The sequence below is a fragment of the Actinoplanes subglobosus genome (assembly GCF_042650585.1).
GTDB lineage: Bacteria > Actinomycetota > Actinomycetes > Mycobacteriales > Micromonosporaceae > Actinoplanes > Actinoplanes subglobosus.
This window is the reverse complement of the sequence record NZ_JBHSBL010000012.1, coordinates 199,725-220,100: the sequence shown is the minus strand read 5'-3', so window position 1 is coordinate 220,100 and position 20,376 is coordinate 199,725. Positions and strand designations below refer to the sequence as shown.

The 20,376-nt window shown below is 70.5% G+C and carries 22 protein-coding genes; 17 read left to right on the top strand and 5 right to left on the bottom strand.

Annotated features, from left to right (window positions below; all coding sequences use genetic code 11):
- Positions 1-8: 8 nt before the first annotated feature.
- Positions 9-1,298: a DUF2252 domain-containing protein gene (locus ACFO0C_RS12110; RefSeq protein ID WP_378066660.1), complete on the top strand. Its 1,290-nt coding sequence runs from the start codon at positions 9-11 to the stop codon at positions 1,296-1,298.
- A gap of 7 nt (positions 1,299-1,305) precedes the next feature.
- On the opposite strand, the gene ACFO0C_RS12105 is transcribed toward ACFO0C_RS12110, so the two are convergent.
- From ACFO0C_RS12105 to ACFO0C_RS12090, 4 genes are read right to left on the bottom strand one after another with little or no spacing between them, the layout of a single operon-like run.
- The gene (locus tag ACFO0C_RS12105; RefSeq protein ID WP_378066659.1) at positions 1,306-2,247 is read right to left on the bottom strand and encodes a hypothetical protein; all 942 of its coding nucleotides are present in this window, start codon (positions 2,245-2,247) and stop codon (positions 1,306-1,308) included.
- Positions 2,247-2,789 (bottom strand): RNA polymerase sigma factor, encoded by a 543-nt coding sequence (locus ACFO0C_RS12100; RefSeq protein ID WP_378066658.1) that lies wholly within the window; start codon positions 2,787-2,789, stop codon positions 2,247-2,249. Before ACFO0C_RS12100 ends, ACFO0C_RS12105 begins: the two co-directional genes overlap by 1 nt.
- 47 nt (positions 2,790-2,836) lie before the next feature.
- Complete coding sequence (locus ACFO0C_RS12095) at positions 2,837-3,868, bottom strand: hypothetical protein (protein ID WP_378066657.1); 1,032 nt, start codon at positions 3,866-3,868, stop codon at positions 2,837-2,839.
- Complete coding sequence (locus tag ACFO0C_RS12090) at positions 3,865-4,404, bottom strand: RNA polymerase sigma factor (protein WP_378066656.1); 540 nt, start codon at positions 4,402-4,404, stop codon at positions 3,865-3,867. The genes ACFO0C_RS12095 and ACFO0C_RS12090 overlap by 4 nt, the downstream gene beginning before the upstream one ends.
- Positions 4,405-4,468: 64 nt before the next feature.
- Here ACFO0C_RS12090 and ACFO0C_RS12085 point away from each other — a divergent pair, with 64 nt between their 5' ends.
- On the top strand, positions 4,469-5,080 hold the full coding sequence (locus ACFO0C_RS12085) for an NADH-quinone oxidoreductase subunit C (protein WP_378066655.1): 612 nt from the start codon (positions 4,469-4,471) through the stop codon (positions 5,078-5,080).
- Positions 5,080-6,024, top strand: coding sequence for an NADH-quinone oxidoreductase subunit NuoH (nuoH, locus tag ACFO0C_RS12080; protein WP_378066759.1), 945 nt, complete (start codon positions 5,080-5,082; stop codon positions 6,022-6,024). The genes ACFO0C_RS12085 and nuoH overlap by 1 nt, the downstream gene beginning before the upstream one ends.
- On the opposite strand, the gene ACFO0C_RS12075 is transcribed toward nuoH, so the two are convergent.
- On the bottom strand, positions 6,021-6,593 hold the full coding sequence (locus ACFO0C_RS12075; RefSeq protein WP_378066654.1) for a Uma2 family endonuclease: 573 nt from the start codon (positions 6,591-6,593) through the stop codon (positions 6,021-6,023). The genes nuoH and ACFO0C_RS12075 overlap by 4 nt on opposite strands.
- A gap of 108 nt (positions 6,594-6,701) precedes the next feature.
- On the opposite strand from ACFO0C_RS12075, the gene ACFO0C_RS12070 reads away from it, so the two are divergent.
- From ACFO0C_RS12070 to ACFO0C_RS12005, 14 genes are all read left to right on the top strand, one after another.
- Positions 6,702-7,457, top strand: coding sequence for a 4Fe-4S binding protein (locus ACFO0C_RS12070; protein ID WP_378066653.1), 756 nt, complete (start codon positions 6,702-6,704; stop codon positions 7,455-7,457).
- A complete protein-coding gene (locus tag ACFO0C_RS12065; RefSeq protein ID WP_378066652.1) occupies positions 7,454-7,990 on the top strand; it encodes an NADH-quinone oxidoreductase subunit J family protein in 537 nt (178 codons plus the stop codon). The genes ACFO0C_RS12070 and ACFO0C_RS12065 overlap by 4 nt, the downstream gene beginning before the upstream one ends.
- Positions 7,990-8,361 carry an NADH-quinone oxidoreductase subunit NuoK gene (gene nuoK, locus ACFO0C_RS12060; RefSeq protein WP_378066651.1) on the top strand — a complete coding sequence of 124 codons (372 nt, stop codon included), beginning with the start codon at positions 7,990-7,992 and terminating at the stop codon, positions 8,359-8,361. The genes ACFO0C_RS12065 and nuoK overlap by 1 nt, the downstream gene beginning before the upstream one ends.
- Positions 8,358-10,271: an NADH-quinone oxidoreductase subunit 5 family protein gene (locus ACFO0C_RS12055; RefSeq protein ID WP_378066650.1), complete on the top strand. Its 1,914-nt coding sequence runs from the start codon at positions 8,358-8,360 to the stop codon at positions 10,269-10,271. The genes nuoK and ACFO0C_RS12055 overlap by 4 nt, the downstream gene beginning before the upstream one ends.
- The gene (locus ACFO0C_RS12050) at positions 10,271-11,788 is read left to right on the top strand and encodes a complex I subunit 4 family protein (RefSeq protein WP_378066758.1); all 1,518 of its coding nucleotides are present in this window, start codon (positions 10,271-10,273) and stop codon (positions 11,786-11,788) included. Before ACFO0C_RS12055 ends, ACFO0C_RS12050 begins: the two co-directional genes overlap by 1 nt.
- A 79-nt stretch (positions 11,789-11,867) precedes the next feature.
- A complete protein-coding gene (locus ACFO0C_RS12045; RefSeq protein WP_378066757.1) occupies positions 11,868-13,358 on the top strand; it encodes an NADH-quinone oxidoreductase subunit N in 1,491 nt (496 codons plus the stop codon).
- Positions 13,359-13,596: 238 nt separating this feature from the next.
- A complete protein-coding gene (gene htpX, locus ACFO0C_RS12040; RefSeq protein WP_378066649.1) occupies positions 13,597-14,463 on the top strand; it encodes a zinc metalloprotease HtpX in 867 nt (288 codons plus the stop codon).
- A 116-nt stretch (positions 14,464-14,579) separates the two neighbouring features.
- Positions 14,580-15,836: an MFS transporter gene (locus ACFO0C_RS12035; RefSeq protein ID WP_378066648.1), complete on the top strand. Its 1,257-nt coding sequence runs from the start codon at positions 14,580-14,582 to the stop codon at positions 15,834-15,836.
- Positions 15,837-15,907: 71 nt separating this feature from the next.
- Positions 15,908-16,300 (top strand): DUF1707 SHOCT-like domain-containing protein, encoded by a 393-nt coding sequence (locus ACFO0C_RS12030; protein ID WP_378066647.1) that lies wholly within the window; start codon positions 15,908-15,910, stop codon positions 16,298-16,300.
- Positions 16,301-16,307: 7 nt separating this feature from the next.
- Positions 16,308-17,318: an LLM class flavin-dependent oxidoreductase gene (locus ACFO0C_RS12025; RefSeq protein WP_378066646.1), complete on the top strand. Its 1,011-nt coding sequence runs from the start codon at positions 16,308-16,310 to the stop codon at positions 17,316-17,318.
- Positions 17,315-18,244 (top strand): GNAT family N-acetyltransferase, encoded by a 930-nt coding sequence (locus ACFO0C_RS12020; protein WP_378066645.1) that lies wholly within the window; start codon positions 17,315-17,317, stop codon positions 18,242-18,244. Before ACFO0C_RS12025 ends, ACFO0C_RS12020 begins: the two co-directional genes overlap by 4 nt.
- Before the next feature lie 14 nt (positions 18,245-18,258).
- Complete coding sequence (locus ACFO0C_RS12015; protein WP_378066756.1) at positions 18,259-18,927, top strand: MOSC domain-containing protein; 669 nt, start codon at positions 18,259-18,261, stop codon at positions 18,925-18,927.
- A 5-nt stretch (positions 18,928-18,932) separates the two neighbouring features.
- The gene (locus ACFO0C_RS12010; protein WP_378066644.1) at positions 18,933-19,427 is read left to right on the top strand and encodes a hypothetical protein; all 495 of its coding nucleotides are present in this window, start codon (positions 18,933-18,935) and stop codon (positions 19,425-19,427) included.
- 221 nt (positions 19,428-19,648) lie between these two features.
- A complete protein-coding gene (locus ACFO0C_RS12005; RefSeq protein ID WP_378066643.1) occupies positions 19,649-20,272 on the top strand; it encodes a hypothetical protein in 624 nt (207 codons plus the stop codon).
- The last annotated feature ends 104 nt before the right edge of the window (positions 20,273-20,376 follow it).

The window sequence follows — 20,376 nt, the reverse complement described above, 5'->3', positions numbered from 1 at the left end:
TGACCGTCATGAGGGCCGACTTCATCATCGACGTACTGACCCGCGAGTTCGGCGAGCTGATGGCGCTCGACCCGGCCGCGTTCCGCCGCAAGTTCCGGAAGATGGCGGCGTCGCCGTTCGCCTTCTACCGGGGCAGCGCTTCACTCTTCTACGCCGATCTGAGCGGCGATTTCCGCGACGACAGTTTCCTCGACGAGCGGACCAGCCGGGTGTGGATCCACGGTGACCTGCACGCGGAGAACTTCGGGACGTACATGAACTCGTCCGGCCGCCTGGTCTTCAACGTCAACGACTTCGACGAGGCGTATGTCGGGCCGTACAGCTGGGACCTGAAACGGTTCGCGGCGAGTGTGGCGCTGATCGGCTACTCGAAGGCGCTCTCCGATGAGAGCATCACGAAGCTGGTGACCGAGTTCGCCCGGTCCTATCTGACCGAGTTGCGAGCCATCGCACATGGTGGTGACGACGCGATCGGCTCGATCACCCTGGAGAACGCGACCGGTGTGCTGCGGCGGGTGCTCCAGGAGGCCCGGCTGAACACCCGGGTCCACCTGCTCAACGAGCAGACCACGATCGACGACTACGAGCGCCGGTTCTCGGTCGGCGACGGTGTCTACGACGTCGACACGGAGATGCACGCGGCGGTGCGGGAGGCGTTCGACCGCTATCTGGCCACGCTGCCGCAGGCGTCCCGGCCGGTCTCGCTGCACATCAAGGACATCAAACTGCGCAAGGGCGTGGGCATCGGCTCGGCCGGCCTGCCGTCGTACAACCTGCTGCTCGAGGGTCACACCGAGGCCCTGGAGAACGACGTCGTCATCTACATGAAGCAGGCACAGGTCCCGGCCGTGGCCCGCTGGATCGACGACGAGCGGGTCAAGGGCTACTTCAAACACCAGGGCCACCGTACGGCCGAATCGCAGCGTGCCCTCCAGGCGCACGCCGACCCGTGGCTCGGCTTCACCGAACTGAACGGGGTGGGGCAGTTGGTGGCGGAGGTGTCGCCGTACGCCGAAGATCTTGATTGGTCCGATGTGAACGAGCCGGAGGAGCTGTCCGGGGTGATCGCCGACCTGGGCCGCGCCGTGGCCCGGATGCATTCGGTCGCCGATGACGAGTCCAGCCACGACCTGGTGGACTTCTCCACCGAGGAGGCGATCGTCGCGGTCGTCGACAAGGACGAGCCCGGCTTCGTCCAGCACCTGGTCGATTTCGCGCACAGGTACGGCGACCAGGCCCGCGAGGACCACCAGGACTTCGTCGACGTGTTCCGCAACGGCCGCCTCCCCGGCCTGTGATCCGGGGTCAGCCGGAGGATCGGTCGAGGACCGTGGCCACCGCGGCACGATGACCGGCGTCGGCGTCCGGCTCGGCGAGGTAGGTCAGCCCGTCCGCCGCCGACAGGGTCAGTGACGCCGGTTGCGGGTTGTCGGGGGAGCAGTGCACCGTCGTTTTCCTCGCTAGCGGCACGTCACCGGTGCCAGGCCCGGCGGAGAGTGTCACCGAGCCGAAGCCGAGACAGATCGCCCGAACCCGGTAGCGGCCTGTGGTGAGGTCGCTGTGCTCGTAACCCTCGCCACCGTCCGACGCGAAGAACGAGCCACCCGCCGCGAAGCTGTCCGTCTTGGAGCCGAGGGCGTCGTATGCCGCCTCCTGCCAGCGGGTCTTGTCGGGCTGGGCCAGTTCGGCGACGTAGCCGAGGGCGGCCTGGCCGGGACCGCTTCCCCGCGGGACGGCACGTACCGACAACTGCCCGCTGGGCTCGGGGACGACCACCGACGCGGTCCAGACGGTGCCGGGGGTCGTGCAGGGCACCGCCTGTACCACCGTGTCACTGACCGTGACGTCCATCGAACCCGAGCCGTAGCAGGTCATCCGGATGCTGTAGGTGCCGCCGAGGACCGGGCGCTGTGACTCCGGCAGGCCGGATCCGACCGGGATGATCCCGCTGAGCCCGGCGTGCTGGGGGTCGTCGAGCTGAAGGGTTTCAGTGACCATGGCGGTCAGCGTGGTCCGGTCGTAGGTGGGTGCCGCCGAGGGCGGTGACACGACCGGTCCGGGGCTGCTGTCCGGGCGGATCACGGCGATCAGCGCGGCGAGTCCCAGCACGGTGACGGCGGTGGCCGAGGAGATGACCGCCCGGCGGCGGCGGGCAGCCCTCCGCAGTGGCTCGGTTCCCGGGAGTCGCACCGTGGGCAGCGTGTCGGCGCGCAGATCGGCGAAGAGCTTTTCGATCTGGTCGGGCATCACGCACCTCCGAAGCTGTCGGTCATGTCGAGCCGGGCGGCGAGGGCGGCGCGTCCGCGGTGCAGCCAGGACTTCACGGTGCCGACGGCGACACCCTCCCGCTGGGCGATCTCGGCCACCGGCATGTCGGCCATGTAGTGCAGCACCATCACCCGGCGCTGGGTGTCCGGCAGGGTGCCGAGCGCGGCGACCAGCGTGACCCGCTCCGGATCGGGCCCCTCGGACCGCGGCTCGATCCGGGGTTGCCGGCCGAGGAAGCTCAGCGCGGTACGGGCCCGCCGCCACCGGCTGACCGCGAGATTCCAGGCCACCCGGCGGATCCACGCGACCGGATCGTCGTACCGGGAGACCGAACTCCACCTGACGAGAGCGCGATAGAAAGCTTCCTGCACCACGTCGTGGGCGTCCTGACGATCCCCGAAGTACGCGTAGAGCTGCACGATGAGGTCGGCGTAGTGCGCCGCGTACACGTCGTCGAAGGAGGGCGGGTCGTGATGCACGGCTATCCGCGCCTCCCTTCCGTGGCTGGCGATGGCTGTCACGGCGACTACACGTCCCCACCCCCTGACGGGTTGCACCCGGGTGCGGGCTATTCGCGGGTGACCAGGGACCAGGCGACGGTCCCCATCGTGTTCGTCGTGTTCTCGTAGTTCTCCCAGATCGTCACACCCGACCCGAGATCACCGGGGACGGGCCAGGTGAACCGCTGCGGCGCGGCCGTGCACGGGACGGTCCGCTTCACCGCCGGCTTTCCGGTGGGCCGTTCGGGTGGGACGCCGGTCATGTCCGGTTCGCCGCCGCTCCAGAGCTCCAGCGTGTAGGTGCCCGCACCACGGCAGGCCATGATCAGGTCGTACGGCCCTTCGCTGTCGAGTCCCGACCAGCCGCTCGCGCTCGGTCCGTGATTGGGTTCGTAGCTGGGGGCGCCACCCCCGGCCCGTACCACCCGGTCGTCATCGAGTTTGCCCGGCTGACGACCGACCAGGGAATCGATGTCGAGCCGCTCGTCGTCGGGGGCGAATTCCTGGTCTCCCGTGCCGCGCAGGGAGAAGGCGAAGCCGGATCGCCCGGCCGCACCCTTCTCGCCGGCCAGCCGGACGGTCAGGCCGTTGGGGGAGTGGGTCATCAGCTCCGCGCGCACCGCTTTCGGCGAAGACGTGCAGGAGACCTTGATCCGCATGTCATCCGGTTTGAAGCGTTTCTGGTCGAGAGCTGTGCCGCCGGTGATCGAGAGGGTGATCTCACCACTCCCGGCGCAGGCCGCGGTGAATTCGAGCACCGGAGCGTAGATCTTCCTCTGCCACTCGTATCCGGCGACCACGGGCGAGGCGACCGTCACCATCGGGCGGCCGTCCGTGATCGCGTCCAGCGCGGTGTGTTCCGGTCCGGTGGACGCGGCCGGGGGAGCGGGGGCGGGCCGGGGCGCGGGTTCGCCGCGGTCAGCGACGACGGTGATACCCGCGGCGATCGCCACGACCGCCGCCGCGGCGGAGACGGCCGCGGTGGTGGCACGGCGCCTGCGCAGCGTACGCCGGGCCGCTGCGGCACCCGGTGGCTTGATCGCCGGCACCGTCTCCGCGCGGAGTTCGTCGAAGAGGTCTTTCAGCTGGTCGGTGGTCACGACGCACCCCCGTGCGAATCGGAGAGCTTGAGCTGTGCGGCGAGCGCGGTCCGCCCGCGGTGCAGGTGGGATCGGATCGTCACCTCGGTGACGCGTTCCCTCCGGGCGATCTCGGCGACCGGCTGGTCGGCCAGGTAATGCAGCACGACGGCCCGGCGCTGGGCCGGTGGCAGGGTGCCGAGCGCGGCGATCAGGGCGACCCGTTCCGGACCGGGTCCTTCGGTCCGTGGCTCGTCCGCCCGTTGCCGGCGCAGGAAGTTCACCGCGGTACGGGCCCGCCGCCACCGGCTGACGGCGAGGTTCCAGGCGACCCGGCGGATCCAGGCGACCGGGTCGTCGTACCGTGCGATGGTGTTCCATTTGGCCAGGGCGCGGCAGAACGCCTCCTGGGCGACGTCCTGCGCCTCCTGCCGGTCGCCGAAGTAGGCGTACAGCTGGACGGCGAGGTCGGTGTAGCTCGCGGCGTACACCTCGTCGAAACTGGGCGGGTCGGGTTCGGCGGTGATGCGTGCCTCCCGTGCGGGTGTGGCGGTCACGAGCACTACACGCGGTCGCCCGGCGAAACGTTGCACGCGGGCCTCGGATCATAGGATGACTCGCATGACGCCCGAAGAGGTCGGTGAACGCCTGGTCCATCTGATGGCCACCGACGATCCCGACAAGGGCACGGTGACGGCCGAGGTCTCCGGCGGCGGTCCCGGCCATGCCCGTGCGGTCGTCGACGTGCCGGTGGCCCGCTGGTGGTTCGTCGCCGAGGCGGCCCGTGACGCCGGTGCGCTGGGCTGCGACTTCTTCGACTGGCTCTCCGCGGTGGACGAGCTGGACGGTGGCTTCTCGGTGGTCGCGCACCTCTGGTCGACCCGTCGCCGGCACGGTGTTCTGCTGCGGACCCGGGTGTCGCGCGAGGACCCGGAGGTGGAGTCGCTGGTGGACCTCTACCCGGGTGCGGCCTGGCACGAGCGGGAGACGTTCGAGATGTTCGGCATCACGTTCGCCCGCCACCCCGACCTGCGTCCGCTGCTGCTGCCACCGGAGTTCGAGGGGCATCCGCTGCGCAAGGAGTTCGTGCTGGCAGCCCGGGTGGCGAAACCGTGGCCGGGCGCGAAGGAGCCGGGGGAGTCGGAGGGCGGTGCGGCCAAGCGCGCCCCGATGCGGCCGCCCGGCGTTCCCGCCCCGGGCGAGTGGGGCCCGGCCAAGGAGGGGAGGTCGTGATGGACCTCCTGATCCGGGTCGTGGCCGTGATGGGTGGCTTCCTGGTGCTGCCGCTGATCGTGGGCCAGGCCGAGCACAAGGTGATGGCGCACATGCAGGGCCGCGTCGGCCCGATGTATGCGGGCGCATTCCACGGCTGGGCCCAGCTGATCGCCGACGGGGTGAAGTTCGTCCAGAAGGAGGACATCACCCCACGCGACGCCGACCGGACGGTGTTCCGGCTGGCTCCGATCGTGGCCCTGTTCCCGTACCTGGTGGTCGTGATGACCATCCCGATCGGCCCCGGCCTGGTGGCGCAGAGCCTGGACATCGGCCTGTTCCTGGTCCTCGCGGTGCTCGGCATCGGCGTGGTCGCGGTGCTGATGTCGGCGTGGGCGTCGGCCAACAAGTACAGCCTGCTCGGCGGCGTCCGCGGCGCCGCCCAGCTCCTCGGTTACGAGCTGCCCCTGGTCCTGGCCGCGGCGAGCGTCGCGATGGCGGCCGGCACGCTGAGCCTGCCGGGCATCGTCGAGGCGTGGCAACCCTGGTGGCTGATCTGGCAGGCCCCGGCCGCCTTGGTCTTCTTCATCGCCGGTCTGGCCGAGATCCGCCGCCCACCGTTCGACATGCCGATCGCCGACTCCGAGCTGGTCTTCGGCTACATGACCGAGTACACGGGCTTGCGGTTCGCGTTCTTCCTGCTCGCCGAGTACGTGGGCATCGTCGTGATCGCCGCCCTGACCACGGTCCTGTTCCTCGGCGGCTGGCGCGGCCCGATGGAGGAGCAGCTCGGCTGGCTCTGGACGTTCCTGAAGATCGGTGCCCTGTCCTTCGTGATCATCTGGCTACGGGTCACCTACCCCCGCATGCGTGAGGACCAGCTGCAGCGCCTCTGCTGGCTGATCCTGGTCCCGGTGTCGCTGGCCCAGCTGGTCCTGACGGTGGCCGTGAAGTCGCTTGTCTAGAGCATGTGCCGGGGGGTCAGCTTCTTGATCGGGATGTCGATCGCCCACGGCTCGGAGACGTTGATCCGCGCGTCGAAAACACCGACCGGCCGGTAGAGCCCGGCGTCCTGATCGAGGACGCCGGCGTGGACCTCGATGCCGTTCTTGATCTCGATCCGCCAGTAGTGCCGGATCCCCGCCTGGGCGTAGAGAGCGGGCTTGGTGATCCGGTCCATGCTCACCGACGACGGTGACACGACCTCGACGGCCAGCACGACCTCGCTCGGTGTGTAGTAGCGGCCGCCGCGCCGGGCGGCCTCGTCTGTCGCGACCAGAACGTCCGGGATGAACGCGCGGGTCGAGCTCATCCGGATCTCCACAGCCTGGGTCACCTGCAGGTGGTCCGGGCAGCTCTCCTCCAGCGCGACCATCAGGCGGGCGGCGATGATCTGGTGGATGTCCGTGGGGGAAGGGGACACGAGCAGCACTCCATCGAGCAACTCGCGGCGTACGCCGTCTTCGGGAAGTTGGTCAAGATCATCAGTGGTCCAGCCGGACGTGCGAGAAAGGTCGCTGATCGCCATGGTCATCCGGGCCTCCGAGTGAGGGGGGGCATGTCTCACGACTAGCCACTCTACCGGAAGATCCGCCCCACCCGAGGTCGCGCGGGATCACCCAACGGGGCAGGATGGTCCCTTGTGAGTGAGAACGGTGAGCGCATCGTGCCCGGCAAGGGCCTGCTCGACGGGCTCGCCGTAACGCTGAAGACTCTGACGCGGCGATCCACCACCCAGCAGTACCCGGACGTGCAGCCCGACCTGCCGCCACGCTCCCGAGGCGTGATCGCGCTGTCCGAGGAGAACTGCACGGTCTGCATGCTCTGCGCCCGCGAGTGCCCCGACTGGTGCATCTACATCGACTCGCACAAGGAGGAGGTCGTCGTCCCGGGCGCCGCGCGCGCCCGTCAGCGCAACGTGCTGGACCGGTTCGACATCGACTTCTCCCTCTGCATGTATTGCGGGATCTGCATCGAGGTCTGCCCGTTCGACGCGCTGCACTGGACGCCCGAGTTCGAGTATGCCGAGACCGACGTACTCGACCTGCTGCACGACAAGAACCGCCTCGGTGAGTGGATGCGCACGGTCCCCCCGCCACCGGTCCACGACGTCCTCGGCGAACCTTCCAAGGAGGAGGCCACCGCGGCGCGCAAGGCAGCCGGTCCGGGCGCGGCCACCGCCGCAAAAACTGCAAGACCCGCAGCGGTACGCGCCACACCTCGCACAACCGCAGCCCCGGCCGTCCCGCCCACGCCGGCCCTCCAGGCCGAACCACGACCCTCGGCGGAAGAACCCGGGCCGGAACCGAAGGCCGAAGAACCCGGGCCGGAACCGAAGGCGGAAGAACCCAGGCCGGAACCGAAAGCCGGGGAACCCGGGCCGGAGGCGGATCAGTGACCGTCGCCGACGTGCTGCTGCTCGCACTCGGCGCCGTCGCCGTGGGTGCGGGCTTCCTGGTGGTGACAAGCGCCCACCTGGTCCGCTCCGGTCTCTACCTGGTGATCAGCCTGGGCGCGATCGCCGGCCTCTACCTGGTCCTCGGCGCCGAGCTGTTCGCCTGGGTGCAGATCCTCGTCTACGTCGGTGCCGTGGTGGTGCTGCTGCTCTTCGCGGTGATGCTGACCCGCGCCCCGATCGGCCCCTCCGCCGACCTGGACCGCCCGGCACTCCCGGCCGTCCTGATCGGCGGCGGCGCGGGCCTCGGCCTGGCCGCCCTGTTCGCCGACGCGTTCCGCTGGGTGAGCTACCCCGCACCGGAGCCGGGCACCGCCGAGCGGGTCGGTGAGCAGATCTTCGGCGCCTGGGTGCTGCCGTTCGAGGTGCTCTCGATCCTGCTGCTGTCCGCCCTGGTCGGCGCGATCGTGCTGTCCCGCCCGGACATCGGCGCCCGCACCCCGGCCGTGGCCGAGACACACGAGCAGGAGGTCTGATGCACGTCGTCATCCCGTATGTCGTCGGCGCCCTCCTGTTCGGCCTGGGTGTTTACGGCGTACTGCGCCGGCGCAACGCGATCATGGTCCTGATGGCCGTCGAGCTGATGCTGAACGCGGTCAACCTGATCCTGATCACCGCCGACGTGACGCTGCGGTCGGCGCTGACCGGTGTGGCGATCGAGTCGTGGGCCCGTCCCGGCTCGGCCGCCCCCGGCACCGGTGGTGTGCTGGCCCTGTTCGTGATCGTGCTGGCCGCCGCCGAGGTGGGTGTCGGCCTGGCGATCATCCTGCAGTACTACCGGATGCGCAGCGCGGTGGTGGTCGACGATGTGCGGCTGGAAGCGGACGAGGAACGGGTGGCCGGGTGAGCATCGACGTTGCCGGGCCGCTGCTTCCGCTCGTACCCCTGCTCGCGGGTCTGATCGGTCTTCTCCTGCCCCCGGGCGACGGTGACCGGACCCGCCGGCGTCTCGCCGCGGCCCTCGGGGTGTCCGGCGCCGCGGTGGCGCTGCTGCTCGCGTTCCGCCTGGTCCTGGACCCGGCGCAGCCGTCCGACGGGTGGGACACCGGGCTCGTTCTGGCGACGATCGGTGACCTGGAGGTCCGGTTCAGCACGTTCGTCGACGCCGCGGCCGCCTACGTGGCGATCGCCGTCACGGTGGTCGCCCTCTGCGTGCAGATCTACTCGATCACCTACCTGCACGACGATCCCCGCTACGCGCCGTACGCCGCCCAGGTCAGCCTCTTCACCGGCGCGATGCTGCTGGTCGTCGCGAGCAGCGACCTGATCCTGATGCTGATCGGCTGGGAGGTGATGGGAGCCTGCTCCTACCTGCTGATCGGCCATGACCGGCGGCTGCCGGAGGCCCCGGCCGCGGCGGTGAAGGCGTTCCTGGTCACCCGTGTCGGCGACATCGGCTTCCTGCTCGGCATCGCCGTCCTGGCAGCCGACGCGGACAGCACCTACCTCGGCGACGTGCTCACCCACGACTACTCGACCGGCACGCTGACCGCCGCACTGCTGCTGATCCTGGCCGGGGTGGCCGGCAAGAGCGCCCAGTTCCCGCTGCACACCTGGCTGCCGGACGCGATGGCCGGTCCCACCCCGATCTCCGCGCTGATCCACGCCGCCACCATGGTCGCGGCCGGTGTCTACGTGGTCTTCCGGCTCTACCCGCTCTACGTCCAGTCGCCGGCCGCGCTCGCGACCCTGGCCGTGATGGCCTCGATCACCATCCTGATCGGTGCACTGTCGGCGACCGCCCAGGACGACCTGAAACGGGTCCTGGCCTGGTCGACCGTCTCGCAGATCGGCTACATGACCGGCGCTCTGGCCGTCGGCTCGCCCGCCGCCGCCCTGTTCCACCTGCTCACCCACGCCGCGTTCAAGGCGCTGCTGTTCCTCGCGGCGGGTGCGGTGATCCACGCGGTCGGCACCAACCTGATGTCCCGGATGGGTGGCCTGCGCGAGCACATGCCGGTCACGTTCTGGTCGTTCGTGATCGGGCTGGGCGCGCTCGCCGGTCTGCCGCCGCTCTCCGGGTTCTGGTCGAAGGAGAACGTGCTGACCGCCGCCGCCCACGCCACCGAGGGCGGCGAGACCGCACCGGTCTGGGCGGCCTGGCTGGTCTGGCTGGCCGCGCTGCTGTCGGTCGGCGTCACCGCCTGGTATGCGACACGCCTGCTCCTGCGCACGTTCTTCGGCCCGTCCCGTGCCCACGGCCCGCACGGCCCGGCCTGGGAGGTCGGCTTCGACGACGGCCGCTATCAGGTCTCGGCCGTCCCGCACGATCCGCCGGCTCCGATGCGCTGGCCGCTGGTCCTGCTCGCGATCCCGGCTGCTCTGCTGGGCCTGGCCGCTTTCGCCCCCGGTTTCCGGACCGCTCTGGAGCTGTCGGACCCGCATCTGGGTGTCGCCGTCGCCTTGCCGATGCTGCTGCTCGCGGCCGGTGCGGGCACGGCCTGGTGGCTGTGGTGGGCGGTCCCCGGCGTCGACCCCGCTGATGCGCTGGGTCGGACGAAGAAGTTCCTGGCCGCCGGTTTCCACCTGGACGACGTGCAGCACCGGCTCGTGGTCCGCCCGGCCGAGGCGCTCGCCCGCTGGGCCACCACCGGCGACGTCCGGGTCGTCGACGCCGCGGTCATGGGCACCGGGACCGGCACGTCCCGCGCCGGGGACGCGCTCAAGGAGGCGCACCGGCTGCCACTGCCGGCCGCCGCGGTCGCCGTCTGCGCCGCGGCCCTGCTGCTCGGTGCCATCGCCTGGTGGGGAGCCTGATGTACCGCGACTACATCGAACCGGCCTGGTCCGGCCAGCAGCTTCTGCTGATCGCTCTGCTGCTGGTGCCCGCTCTGGGGGCGGCCGTGGTCGCGCTGCTCCCGGCCGCACGGTCCCGGATCGCCGCCGTCGTCTTCGCCGCTGTCACGTTCGTCCTGTCGATCCTGCCGGCCGTGGTGCGCCCGGCCGAGTTCGGCTGGTTCGACTACGGGATCGCCGCGGGTAGTCCGCTGATCCCCTGGATCGACCTGGACCTGCCGTGGGTGCCGTCCCTCGGGCTCGAGTTCCACATCGGCATCGACGGGGTGTCCTACCCGCTCGTCGTGCTGACCGGGCTGCTCACGCTGCTGTGCTGCGCGTACACGAAGAAGAAGGGCCTGGCCGCTCTCCTGCTGGTCCTCGAAGTGGGTGTGCTCGGCACCTTCCTGGCCCTCGACCTCATCCTGTTCTTCCTGTTCTTCGAGGTCGTGCTCCTGCCGATGTACGCGGTGATCGCCGGCTGGGGTGGCCCGAACCGCCGTGCCGCGGCACGCAAGTTCGTCCTCTACACGCTGGCCGGCTCGGTCCTGCTGCTGCTCGGCGTCCTCCTGGTCGTCGCCGAGGCCGGAACCGGTGACCTGATCACGCTCACCGGCTCCCCGCACCTCGACCGCACCACCCAGTGTGCGGTGTTCGTCCTGCTCGCCGTCGCGTTCGCGGTCAAGGCCCCGCTCTGGCCGCTGCACACCTGGCTGCCCGACGCGCACACCGAGGCCCCGACGGTCGGTTCGGTGATCCTGGCCGGGGTGCTGCTCAAAATGGGCACCTACGGCCTGATCCGGGTCGGCCTCGGCGTCGCACCCGACGGCGCCGACTGGGCGTCCCCGGTCCTCGGGATCCTCGCCGTCGTCGCGATCATCGCGGGGTCCCTGATCTGCCTGCGCCAGACCGAGCTGAAACGCCTGATCGCCTACTCCAGCGTCGGCCACATGGGTTTCGTGCTGCTCGGCATCGCGACGATGTCGATCGCCGGCATCCAGGCGGCACTGCTCGGCAACATCGCCCACGGCCTGATCACCGGCCTGCTGTTCTTCCTCGTCGGGACGATCAAGGACCGCGCCGGTACGGGCTCCCTCAACCAGTTGAGCGGCCTCCGCGAGACCGCCCCGCGGCTGGCCGGCCTCCTCGGTTTCGCCGCCATCGCCTCGCTGGGCCTGCCCGGCCTGGCCGGCTTCTGGGGCGAGGCGTTCGCGGTGATCGCCGCCGTCGACCGCGGTGGCCCGCTCTGGATGACACTGGCCGCGGTGGCCGCCGTCGGGGGCGCCCTGACAGCCGCCTACTTCCTGCGCCTGCTGCGCCAGGTCACCCACGGTCCGGCCACCCCGGAGGTACGGTCCGTGAGCCCCGCCATCACCAGGACCGAATGGCTGGCCTGGTCCCCCTTGATCCTGCTGACCCTGGCCATCGGCATAGCTCCGGCCCTGGTCCTCGCCGACACCTCCCAGCCGTTGACCACCCTCCTGGGAATCCAGCCGTGAGCGGCGCGGTCCGGTCGTCCGCCGCTTTTCCCGCGGTCCCGCCGTTCGCCGCTGTCTCCGTCGATCTGCCGGGAGTTCGCTGATGAGAAGCCAGGCCGTCGACCACATCGCCCTGCTGCCGCTCTATCTGGCCGCCGCCACCGCGGTCCTGGCCCTGCTCGCCGACCTGTTCACCGGAAAACGGCCGGTGATCATCGGCGCGACGACCCTCGGTGCGATCGGCACCGCTGTGGCGGCTCTGGCCGTGGGCCCCTGGGATCCGACCTTCTGCGCCACCGGCGGCTGCTCCTGGGTGCCGACGTGGGCCGCCGCCGTGACCGCGGCGCTCTTCGCCGGCCTGACCGCGGGCGTCCTGGCCTTCTCGGTGCCGGCGCTGCGGATCGGAGCGGCCCCCGCCGGCGAGTACTGCTTCCTGCTGGCCTGCTCGATGACCGGCGGCGTGACCGTCGCCTACGCCGGCGACCTGCTCACCCTGATCGTCGGCCTGGAGACCCTCACCCTCCCGCTGTACGTCCTGGTGGGCCTCCGCCGTTACGCCCCCATCGAGCGTCCCAGCACCCGTCCGGCCGAGGCCTCGGTCACGTTCTTCCTGATCAGCGTCGTCTCCACGGCGATCGCCCTGCTCGGCATAGCGCTCAACTACGCCGCCACCGGAGCGATCCACCTGGCCCTGCTGGGCCCGGCCGCCAGCCCGTTCGCCGCACTGGCCGGTGTCGGGGTGGCCCTGCTGGTGATCGGCCTGGCTTTCAAGGTCGCCGCGGTGCCGCTGCACGCCTGGGCCCCCACCACCTACGACGGCGCTCCCGTCCCGATCGCGGCCTACCTCTCGACGGCCTCGAAACTGGGCGGCGTCCTGGCCCTGGCCGCGATCGTGGCCCACCTGGACGCCGGCGCCGTGATGTCCGCCCTGGCCGTACTCACGATGACCGTCGGCAACCTGGTGGCCCTGCGCCAGACCCGGATGGTCCGGTTGCTCGCCTGGTCCTCGGTGGCACAGGCCGGCTACATCCTGGCGGCGCTGGCCATGGGCGCCCCCGGAGTCCCCGCGGCCCTCGCCTACGCCGTCTTCTTCGTGATCCTGGAGTTGATCGCCTTCGGCGTGGTCGTGGCCCTGCGCCCGCCGGTGACCCTGATCCCCACCGCCGAACAGGCCGAAGCCGATGGCGGCACCCTGGAGGACTTCCGCGGGGCAGCCCGCCGCCACCCGTGGCTGGGTGCCGTGTTCGTGCTGGCGATGGCTGGTCTGGCCGGCTTGCCACCGGGCTTGGCCGGCCTGTTCGCCAAGGTCACGGTGGTCGGGTCGCTGGTCGCCGAGGGCTGGATCTGGCTGGCCGCGGTGGTCGTGATCAACGCGGTGGTCGCCCTGGCCTACTACATCCGGGTGGCCGCCCTGCTCTACACGGTCCCCGAACACCCGGGCATCCACGTGGCCGACCCCGCGCTGATGTATGACGCCATCCACCCCCGCCACCGGGTGGAACTCCCGATCACCGCGGCGCTGACAGCGGCAGCCGTACTGGCGGTCGGCCTGGGCTTCGCCCCCCAGCTCCTGCTGAACGCGCTGACCTGACCTGGCCAGGCCGGCTCGCACCGTGCCCACCGACTCAGCCCGGCGGCCGCGTTTCGGCCCGGCGCCGGGAGAACGTCGCGGGGGAGCCACGGGACCACACGGCTGCGGTTGCCGGCGGCGCACGGCGTACCCCATAAATGATCTTCAGCGAAGTCACAGCGCGCACCCGGATGAACACGAAGGCAACCGATGTTCCGTGGAATGCGGGTCACGAGCCCGCAAGCCGAAGGAGTCAAAGTTGTCCAGCCACCACAACGGCCTCAAGACGGCCGCCCTGCTGGGTCTGCTCACCGGCCTCATCCTGGCCGTGGGTTACTGGCTCGGAGGCGGCGCCGGTCTGGTGCTCGCCGTGTTCGTCTCGCTGGCGGCCAATGCTGTCAGCTACTTCTACTCCGACAAGATCGCGCTGCGGGCGATGGGTGCCCGCCCGGTGACCGAGGCCGAGCTGCCGGGGCTGTACCGGATCGTGCGCGAGCTGGCCCAGACCGCCGGCCAGCCGATGCCGAGGCTCTACGTCTCGCCGGCGATGCAGCCGAACGCGTTCGCGACCGGCCGTGATCCGCAGCACGCCGCGGTGGCGGTGACCACCGGCATCCTGAACCTGTTGGAGCCGCGCGAGATGCGGGCCGTCATCGGTCACGAGCTGTCGCACGTCTACAACCGCGACATCCTGATCTCCAGTGTCGCCGCGGGCCTGGCCGGCATCATCACGATGCTGGCGAACCTGGCGTTCTTCCTGCCGTTCGGCGGTGACGACGAGGACAGCCCGAACCCGGCCGGCCTGCTGCTCATGATGATTCTCGGCCCGCTGGCCGCGTCGATCATCCAGCTGGCGATCTCCCGCAACCGGGAGTTCCAGGCGGACGCGTCCGGCGCCACGCTGACCGGCGATCCGCTCGCCCTGGCCAGTGCCTTGGAGAAGATCCATTACGGTACGGCCCGCGCGCCCCTGCCGGCCGACGGACGCCTGGCGAGCAGCGCCCACCTGATGATCGCGAACCCGTTCGCGGGTGGCGGTCTGGCCGCGCTCTTCTCCACGCACCCGCCGATGGAGGAGAGGGTCCGCCGACTGCACGAGCAGGCCGCGCTGACCCGGCACCGCTGACCCGGCACCCCGACCGGGTGAGACGCTGCCCATAATCCAGATGAGCCATCCGGCTGCCGACGTTAGCCTCGAAGAGCGTTTCGCTCGTTACCGATCTCGGCAGCCGGAGGCCCTTCGTGACCGCATTGCGTCAGTATCTTGGCGTGTGGCAGCTGCCAGGGGCGAAGGTTCTGCTGGTCGTCGGCATTCTGGCCCGGCTCGGTATCGGCATGACCCCGCTGTCGCTGCTCCTGCTGGTGGAGCAGACCACCGGGCGTTACGCGGCGGCCGGTCTGGCCGGCGGCGTCTACGCGCTGGCCGGGGCGGCGGTGAGCCCGATCGCGGGCCGTCTCGCCGACCGGATCGGCGCCGGCCCGATCCTGCTGGCCACCGCGGTGCTGCATCCGCTGGCCCTGGCCGGCCTGCTGCTGGCGAGCAGCGGCGGTGCCGGCAATCTTGAGTGGATCTTCGTGGCGTCGGCCGCCGCCGGTGCCACCTATCCGCCGTCGACGGCGGCGATCCGCCGCGCCTGGACCGACATGACCGCCCCCGGTGGTGGCCGGCACGATCTGCGGTCGGCGGCGATCGCTGCCGAGACGTCACTGTTCGAGCTGGTGTTCGTGGTCGGCCCGATGCTGGTCGCGGCGTTCCTGGTGGTCACCGCCGATCCGGCGTCGGCGGTGCTCTGCTCGGCCGTGGTGACGCTGGTCGGCACGGCCTGGGTGTCCCGGCTGCCGGTGATGCGGCACCGGGGCGGGCACGATCCGGAGACGGCGGCGAGGGGCCTGGGCCCGCTGCGGACCGGTGGTTTCCCCGCTCTGCTGCTGTGTGTCGGTGCGCTCGGCACCGCGTTCGGCGCGGCCGGCGTGATCGTCCCGGCTTACGCGTCCCAGCACGGCGGCGGTGAGGCCCTGGGCGGTGTGCTGCTCGGTGTCTGGGGGATCGGCAGCGCGATCGGCGGCATCTGGTTCGGCACCCGTCGCCCGGCGATGGCCCTGTCCCGGCAGTTCGCCTGGCTGCTGGCCGCGGTGTCGGCGAGTTTCCTGGTGCTGACGTTCATGCCGAGCCCGCTCTGGCTGGGCGCGGCCCTGGTTCTCGGCGGCGCGACCATCGCGCCGGCCTTGACCGTGGAGAACAGCCTGGTCGGGCGGATCGCTCCAGCCGGCATGCTGAACGAGGCGTATACCTGGATGGTCACCGTCTCGGTCAGTGGCAGCGCGGCCGGTGGCGCCCTGGCCGGTGTGATCGTCGACCAGCCGGGTGGCCTGCCCTGGTCGTTCGTGTTCGCGTCGGCGGTTCTGCTGGTGGCGGCCGCGGTCGCCGCGATTCCGGAGGGTTCGATGGCCCGCGCCGACCGGCACGCCACCGAGCGCCTCGCCACGGAACTCGTCTGAGCCCTCGAAGCGCTAGCCTGACGGTGAGCGGGTGACGATGGGGGGCGGCTGTGTCCAAAGAGGTCGAAGGCATGCGTGCGGCGGACGTGGACCGTCAGCAGATCGCCGACCGGCTGAAGTTCGCACTCGACGAGGGCCGTCTGTCGTTGCATGAGTATGACGAGCGCATCGGCCTGGCCTACGCCGCCCGGACTCATGCCGAGCTGCTCGTTCTTGTGAAGGACCTGCCCCGTCCCGGGCGGGGTGTCGCCGATGGGAGGAACCGTCTGCCGACCGCCCTGATCGTTCTCTGGACGATTCTCGGCGCTTTCGCGGCGGTGAATGTCGTGGCTTACGCCCTGGTCGCCGCGTCGGTCGACGAGTCCGTCTACCCGTGGCCGATCTGGCTGCTGGTGCCGGGTGTCGCGCTCGGTGCGGTGACCGTGGGCGTGCAGACGATCCGCTCCAAGAACCGGAAAGATTGAGTTCCGCATGACCGCTCCGAAACGTGTTCCGCTCTCCGTGCTCGACCTGGCCACCGTCCGCGAGGGCTACACCAGCGCCGATGCGCTGCGTGGCACCGTCGAGACCGCCGTGGCCGCCGATCAGCTGGGCTACTCCCGCTTCTGGGTGGCCGAGCACCACAACATGCCGGCCGTCGCGTCGACGTCGCCGCCGGTGCTGATCGGCGCGATCGCGGCGCACACCCGAGACATCCGTGTCGGCTCCGGCGGCGTGATGCTGCCCAACCACATGCCGTTCGTGGTGGCCGAGCAGTTCGCCCTGTTGGAGGCGCTCTATCCGGGCCGCGTCGACCTGGGCATCGGCCGTGCTCCGGGTACCGACCAGGCGACCGCGGCCGCGTTGCGGGGCGTCTCGCCCTACCTCACGGTCGAGCAGTTCCCCGACCACATGAAGACGTTGCTGGGTCTGCTCGGTGACGAGCGGGTGCCGGCCGAGCGGCTGTCGGCGACTCCGGCCGCCGAGTCGTTCCCCGAGGTGTGGATGCTCGGCTCGTCCACCTACGGCGCCCAGCTGGCGGCCGCGCTGGGCCTGCCGTTCTGTTTCGCGTACCACTTCGCGATGAGCTCTGATGTGGACGGAGCGTTGCGCCTCTACCGCGACGGCTACCAGCCGTCACCCCGCTTCCCGCTACCGTGGGTGATGGTCAGTGCCTCGGTGCTGGCCGCGGAGACGACCGAGGAGGCACAGTTCCTGGCCGGCCCGAGCCGGGTGATGGCGCTCAGTCTGCGGACCGGCCGTCTCGGCCCGATGGTCTCGCCGGAGGAGGCGGCCCGGCGTCAGCTGTCCGACATGGACCGTGCGGTTCTGGAGTCGCTGCCCGGCACCCAGTTCGCCGGCACCGCCGACGAGGTCGTCGCGGCGCTGGACGCACTGGCCGACCGGACCGGCGCCGACGAGATCATGCTGGCCGGTGCCGTCCACGACCCGGCGACCCGCATCGACAGCCTGGCCCGCATCGCGAAGGTCTGGTCCCGGTGACCTGGCACATCACCGCCGACCCCACGGCTTTCGCCGAGAACGCCGGACCCTTCCTGCGCTCGTCGCCCGTCCGGCACACCATCCTGCTCACGGTCACCAGCGCCTTGCTCTCCCAGGGCCCACATGTGTACGGGGAGAGCGATCCGATCCTGGGCTGGTGGACCTCCACGCCCTCCACGCCGTCCATGCCCTCCACGCCCGGCCGGCCTTTCTTGTCCTCCGCGCCCGGTCAGGTGTCGGGTGCACTGTTGCAGACGCCGCCCTATCCGATGACGTTGACCGAGCTGCCGCAGGAGGCCGTTCCCGCCGCGGCGGCCGCCTTGGCCGTCCACCTCGGCCTCCCGTCCGCTCCGGGTGCCGCTACTCCGCTCACCGCGGTCAACCTGCTCGTCAGGGATGTGGCGGCCTTCACCGAGGCCTGGTTGGCCCAGGCCGGCGGGACCGCCCGCCCGGGCCGCGAGACCCGCCTGTTCGAGCTGGAGCGGCTGACCCCGCCCGACCCGCTCCCACCAGGCATGGCCCGCCTGGCGACACCCTCCGACCGTCCACTGTTGATCGACTGGTTCCGCGGCTTCCACGACTCCATCGGCGATTCCCCGGAAAATCTGGACCGGATCGTCGACGACCGGATGGCACACGGCGGTGTCGCCCTCTGGGAGCTCGACGGCACACCGGTGTCGATGGCCGTGTACACGAGGCCGGAGTCCGGCATGGTCCGCGTGCAGTATGTGTGGACTCCCCCCGAGCACCGCCGGCAGGGTTTCGGCGGCGCCGCGACCACGGCCGCGACCCGAAATGCGCTGGACGCCGGCGCGACGGACGTGGTCCTCTTCACCGACCTGGCCAACCCGACCAGCAACGCCCTGTACCCCCGGCTGGGCTACCGGCCGATCGAAGACCGAGCGGTGGTGGAGTTCTCCCGATGACCCTCTCTCCCGGTGTGGGCCGTCTCGTATCCCTCAACGTCGGCGGATCCGAGCCGAACCCGGCGAAGAACTCCGGCCTGACCACCGGCATCGGCAAGCGCCCGGTCGACCACGCGGTGACGGTCCGCCGCCCCGGCCCGAAGACGACCGGCCTGCACAGCGGTGTCGTCGGCGACTTCATCGGTGACACCAGACACCACGGCGGCGACGACCAGGCGGTGTATGCGTACGCCGTCGAGGACTACGCCTGGTGGTCGGCCGAGCTGGGCCGTGACCTGGCGCCCGGCCTTTTCGGCGAGAACCTGACCACCGAGGGCCTCGACCTCTACAACGCGGTGATCGGCGAGCGCTGGCAGGTCGGCGACCAGGTCATCCTGGAGACGACCTTCGGCCGCATCCCGTGTTCCACGTTCCAGCACCGGATGGCCGAGCCCCGCTGGATCAAGCGTTTCGCCGCCTCCAACCGCACCGGCGCCTACCTCCGGATCCTCCAGGAGGGTTCGATCACCCCCGGTGCCCGCATCGAGGTCATCGCCCGTCCCGACCACGGCCTGACGATCGCCGAGGCGTTCGACATCTACATGCACAACCAGCAGGACCTGGCCCGTCTCCTGGTGGCCGAAGCCCTGCCACCCCAGTTGCGCACCGACATCGAGGCGCGCCTGGCCGCCACGCCCCGCTGACCCCGATGCCGATCGCCCGTCGCCCACCGACCGGCAAGATCGACGAACTGCTTCCGGCGGAGCGGACACCCGCCGACTACCAGCGCCTGGTCGATGATCCGCGGGCCGACCAGGAAACCCTGCTGGCCCTGGCTCGGAGCCCCTACAGTTTCGTTCGCAGCGCCGTCGCCGACTCGCCCCGGGCCGACGCGTCGACGCTGGCCGCGATACCTCTGGACGATCTGCCGCGCTGGACCCGGAACCACATCCTGGCCGCCACGGCACGCCACCCGAACGCCGACCGCCCTACCCTGCTCCGGACTCTGCGGGCCGTCGCGGAATCGCTGGACCGGCCGGGCGAACGCCCGTACGCCGCGGCTCTGTCCTTGGCTCTGCGCCCCGAACTGACGCCGGCCGAGATCCTGACCCTGACGGCCCGCCGCAACGCCTCCGCGAGAATGATCAAGGGCGTGCGCCGGGCCCTGTCCTGTCGTCCGGACCATGCACACCACGCTGGCTGAACACACCCGTTGCCGCTGCGGCGCCTCACCGATCCGGAATTTGCCCGGACAGAGCCTCGGCGATCTCGCCCATCGACGTGACGACGAGGGCTGGATGTCCCGCGAGGATAGAACAGACCGGTCCGTCGGAATCCCGGAGCAACGGCCCGCGTCCTACCAGGTCAGAGACCACATGCCCGCCCATCGGTTCTGCCCTGCCGCCGGTCGGGAACAATCGGCGCGTGGGGACATCCATTCATGGTTTCGTGGAGTGCCGCACCTGGGTTCCGGGTCTCGATGTCGATCAGCGTGCCTGGAATCCGGCGATCCGGCTGTCGATGTTGGGGATGACCAGGGACTACGAGGCCTTCGACTGCCTCTTCGGCGTTCGGTCCGACGGCCGCTGGAATCCGATCGCGGCTGATCGTGGTCTCCCGCCGGACGTTTCGGCCACCACCAGGGCAGAGCTGGGGGAGACCGATTTCGGCGCCTCCTGGATCGGCTGGGACGAGGTCACCGCCATCGACTGGGATGAGCCGGCGCTCCCGAGAGCGACCGACATCGCCCAGTACCGGCGGTTGCCCGACGGCACGCTCGACCTGGTACACCGCGCGGTCTGGAGCCGCGGTTTCGCCAGGGCCAGCGGAATCGACACCCAGACGGTCGATCCCGACCGAATCGGCGAATTGTGGGCCGAGGGAACCGAATGGCAGGCAGGCAACACGGTGTACCGCGCAGAACGGGCCCGCCGCCGAGACGCCATCCCGACCGACGGCCCATGGCACCCGGTGTGGACGGTGATGCGCACCTTGGCCGAGGTACACGGCGCCACCGAAGTCCGCCTGGTGGTGTGGTTCGACGACTGACGAACCTTCGGAGATCGACTCCTACGGTCGCGACCAGGCCGACATCATTCTCGCAGTGGTGGTTCCGACCACAGCCCGCGCGCCCGATCGGCGATGTACTGACC

What these genes read in the sequence shown, in the direction of transcription:
- ACFO0C_RS12110 (WP_378066660.1), top strand. Translation starts at nt 9, where the DNA reads ATGAGGGCCGACTTCATCATCGACGTACTGACCCGCGAGTTCGGCGAG.
- ACFO0C_RS12105 (WP_378066659.1), bottom strand. Translation starts at nt 2,247, where the DNA reads ATGCCCGACCAGATCGAAAAGCTCTTCGCCGATCTGCGCGCCGACACG.
- ACFO0C_RS12085 (WP_378066655.1), top strand. Translation starts at nt 4,469, where the DNA reads ATGACGCCCGAAGAGGTCGGTGAACGCCTGGTCCATCTGATGGCCACC.
- nuoH (WP_378066759.1), top strand. Translation starts at nt 5,080, where the DNA reads ATGGACCTCCTGATCCGGGTCGTGGCCGTGATGGGTGGCTTCCTGGTG.
- ACFO0C_RS12075 (WP_378066654.1), bottom strand. Translation starts at nt 6,593, where the DNA reads ATGACCATGGCGATCAGCGACCTTTCTCGCACGTCCGGCTGGACCACT.
- nuoK (WP_378066651.1), top strand. Translation starts at nt 7,990, where the DNA reads ATGCACGTCGTCATCCCGTATGTCGTCGGCGCCCTCCTGTTCGGCCTG.
- ACFO0C_RS12050 (WP_378066758.1), top strand. Translation starts at nt 10,271, where the DNA reads ATGTACCGCGACTACATCGAACCGGCCTGGTCCGGCCAGCAGCTTCTG.
- ACFO0C_RS12030 (WP_378066647.1), top strand. Translation starts at nt 15,908, where the DNA reads ATGCGTGCGGCGGACGTGGACCGTCAGCAGATCGCCGACCGGCTGAAG.
- ACFO0C_RS12025 (WP_378066646.1), top strand. Translation starts at nt 16,308, where the DNA reads ATGACCGCTCCGAAACGTGTTCCGCTCTCCGTGCTCGACCTGGCCACC.
- ACFO0C_RS12010 (WP_378066644.1), top strand. Translation starts at nt 18,933, where the DNA reads ATGCCGATCGCCCGTCGCCCACCGACCGGCAAGATCGACGAACTGCTT.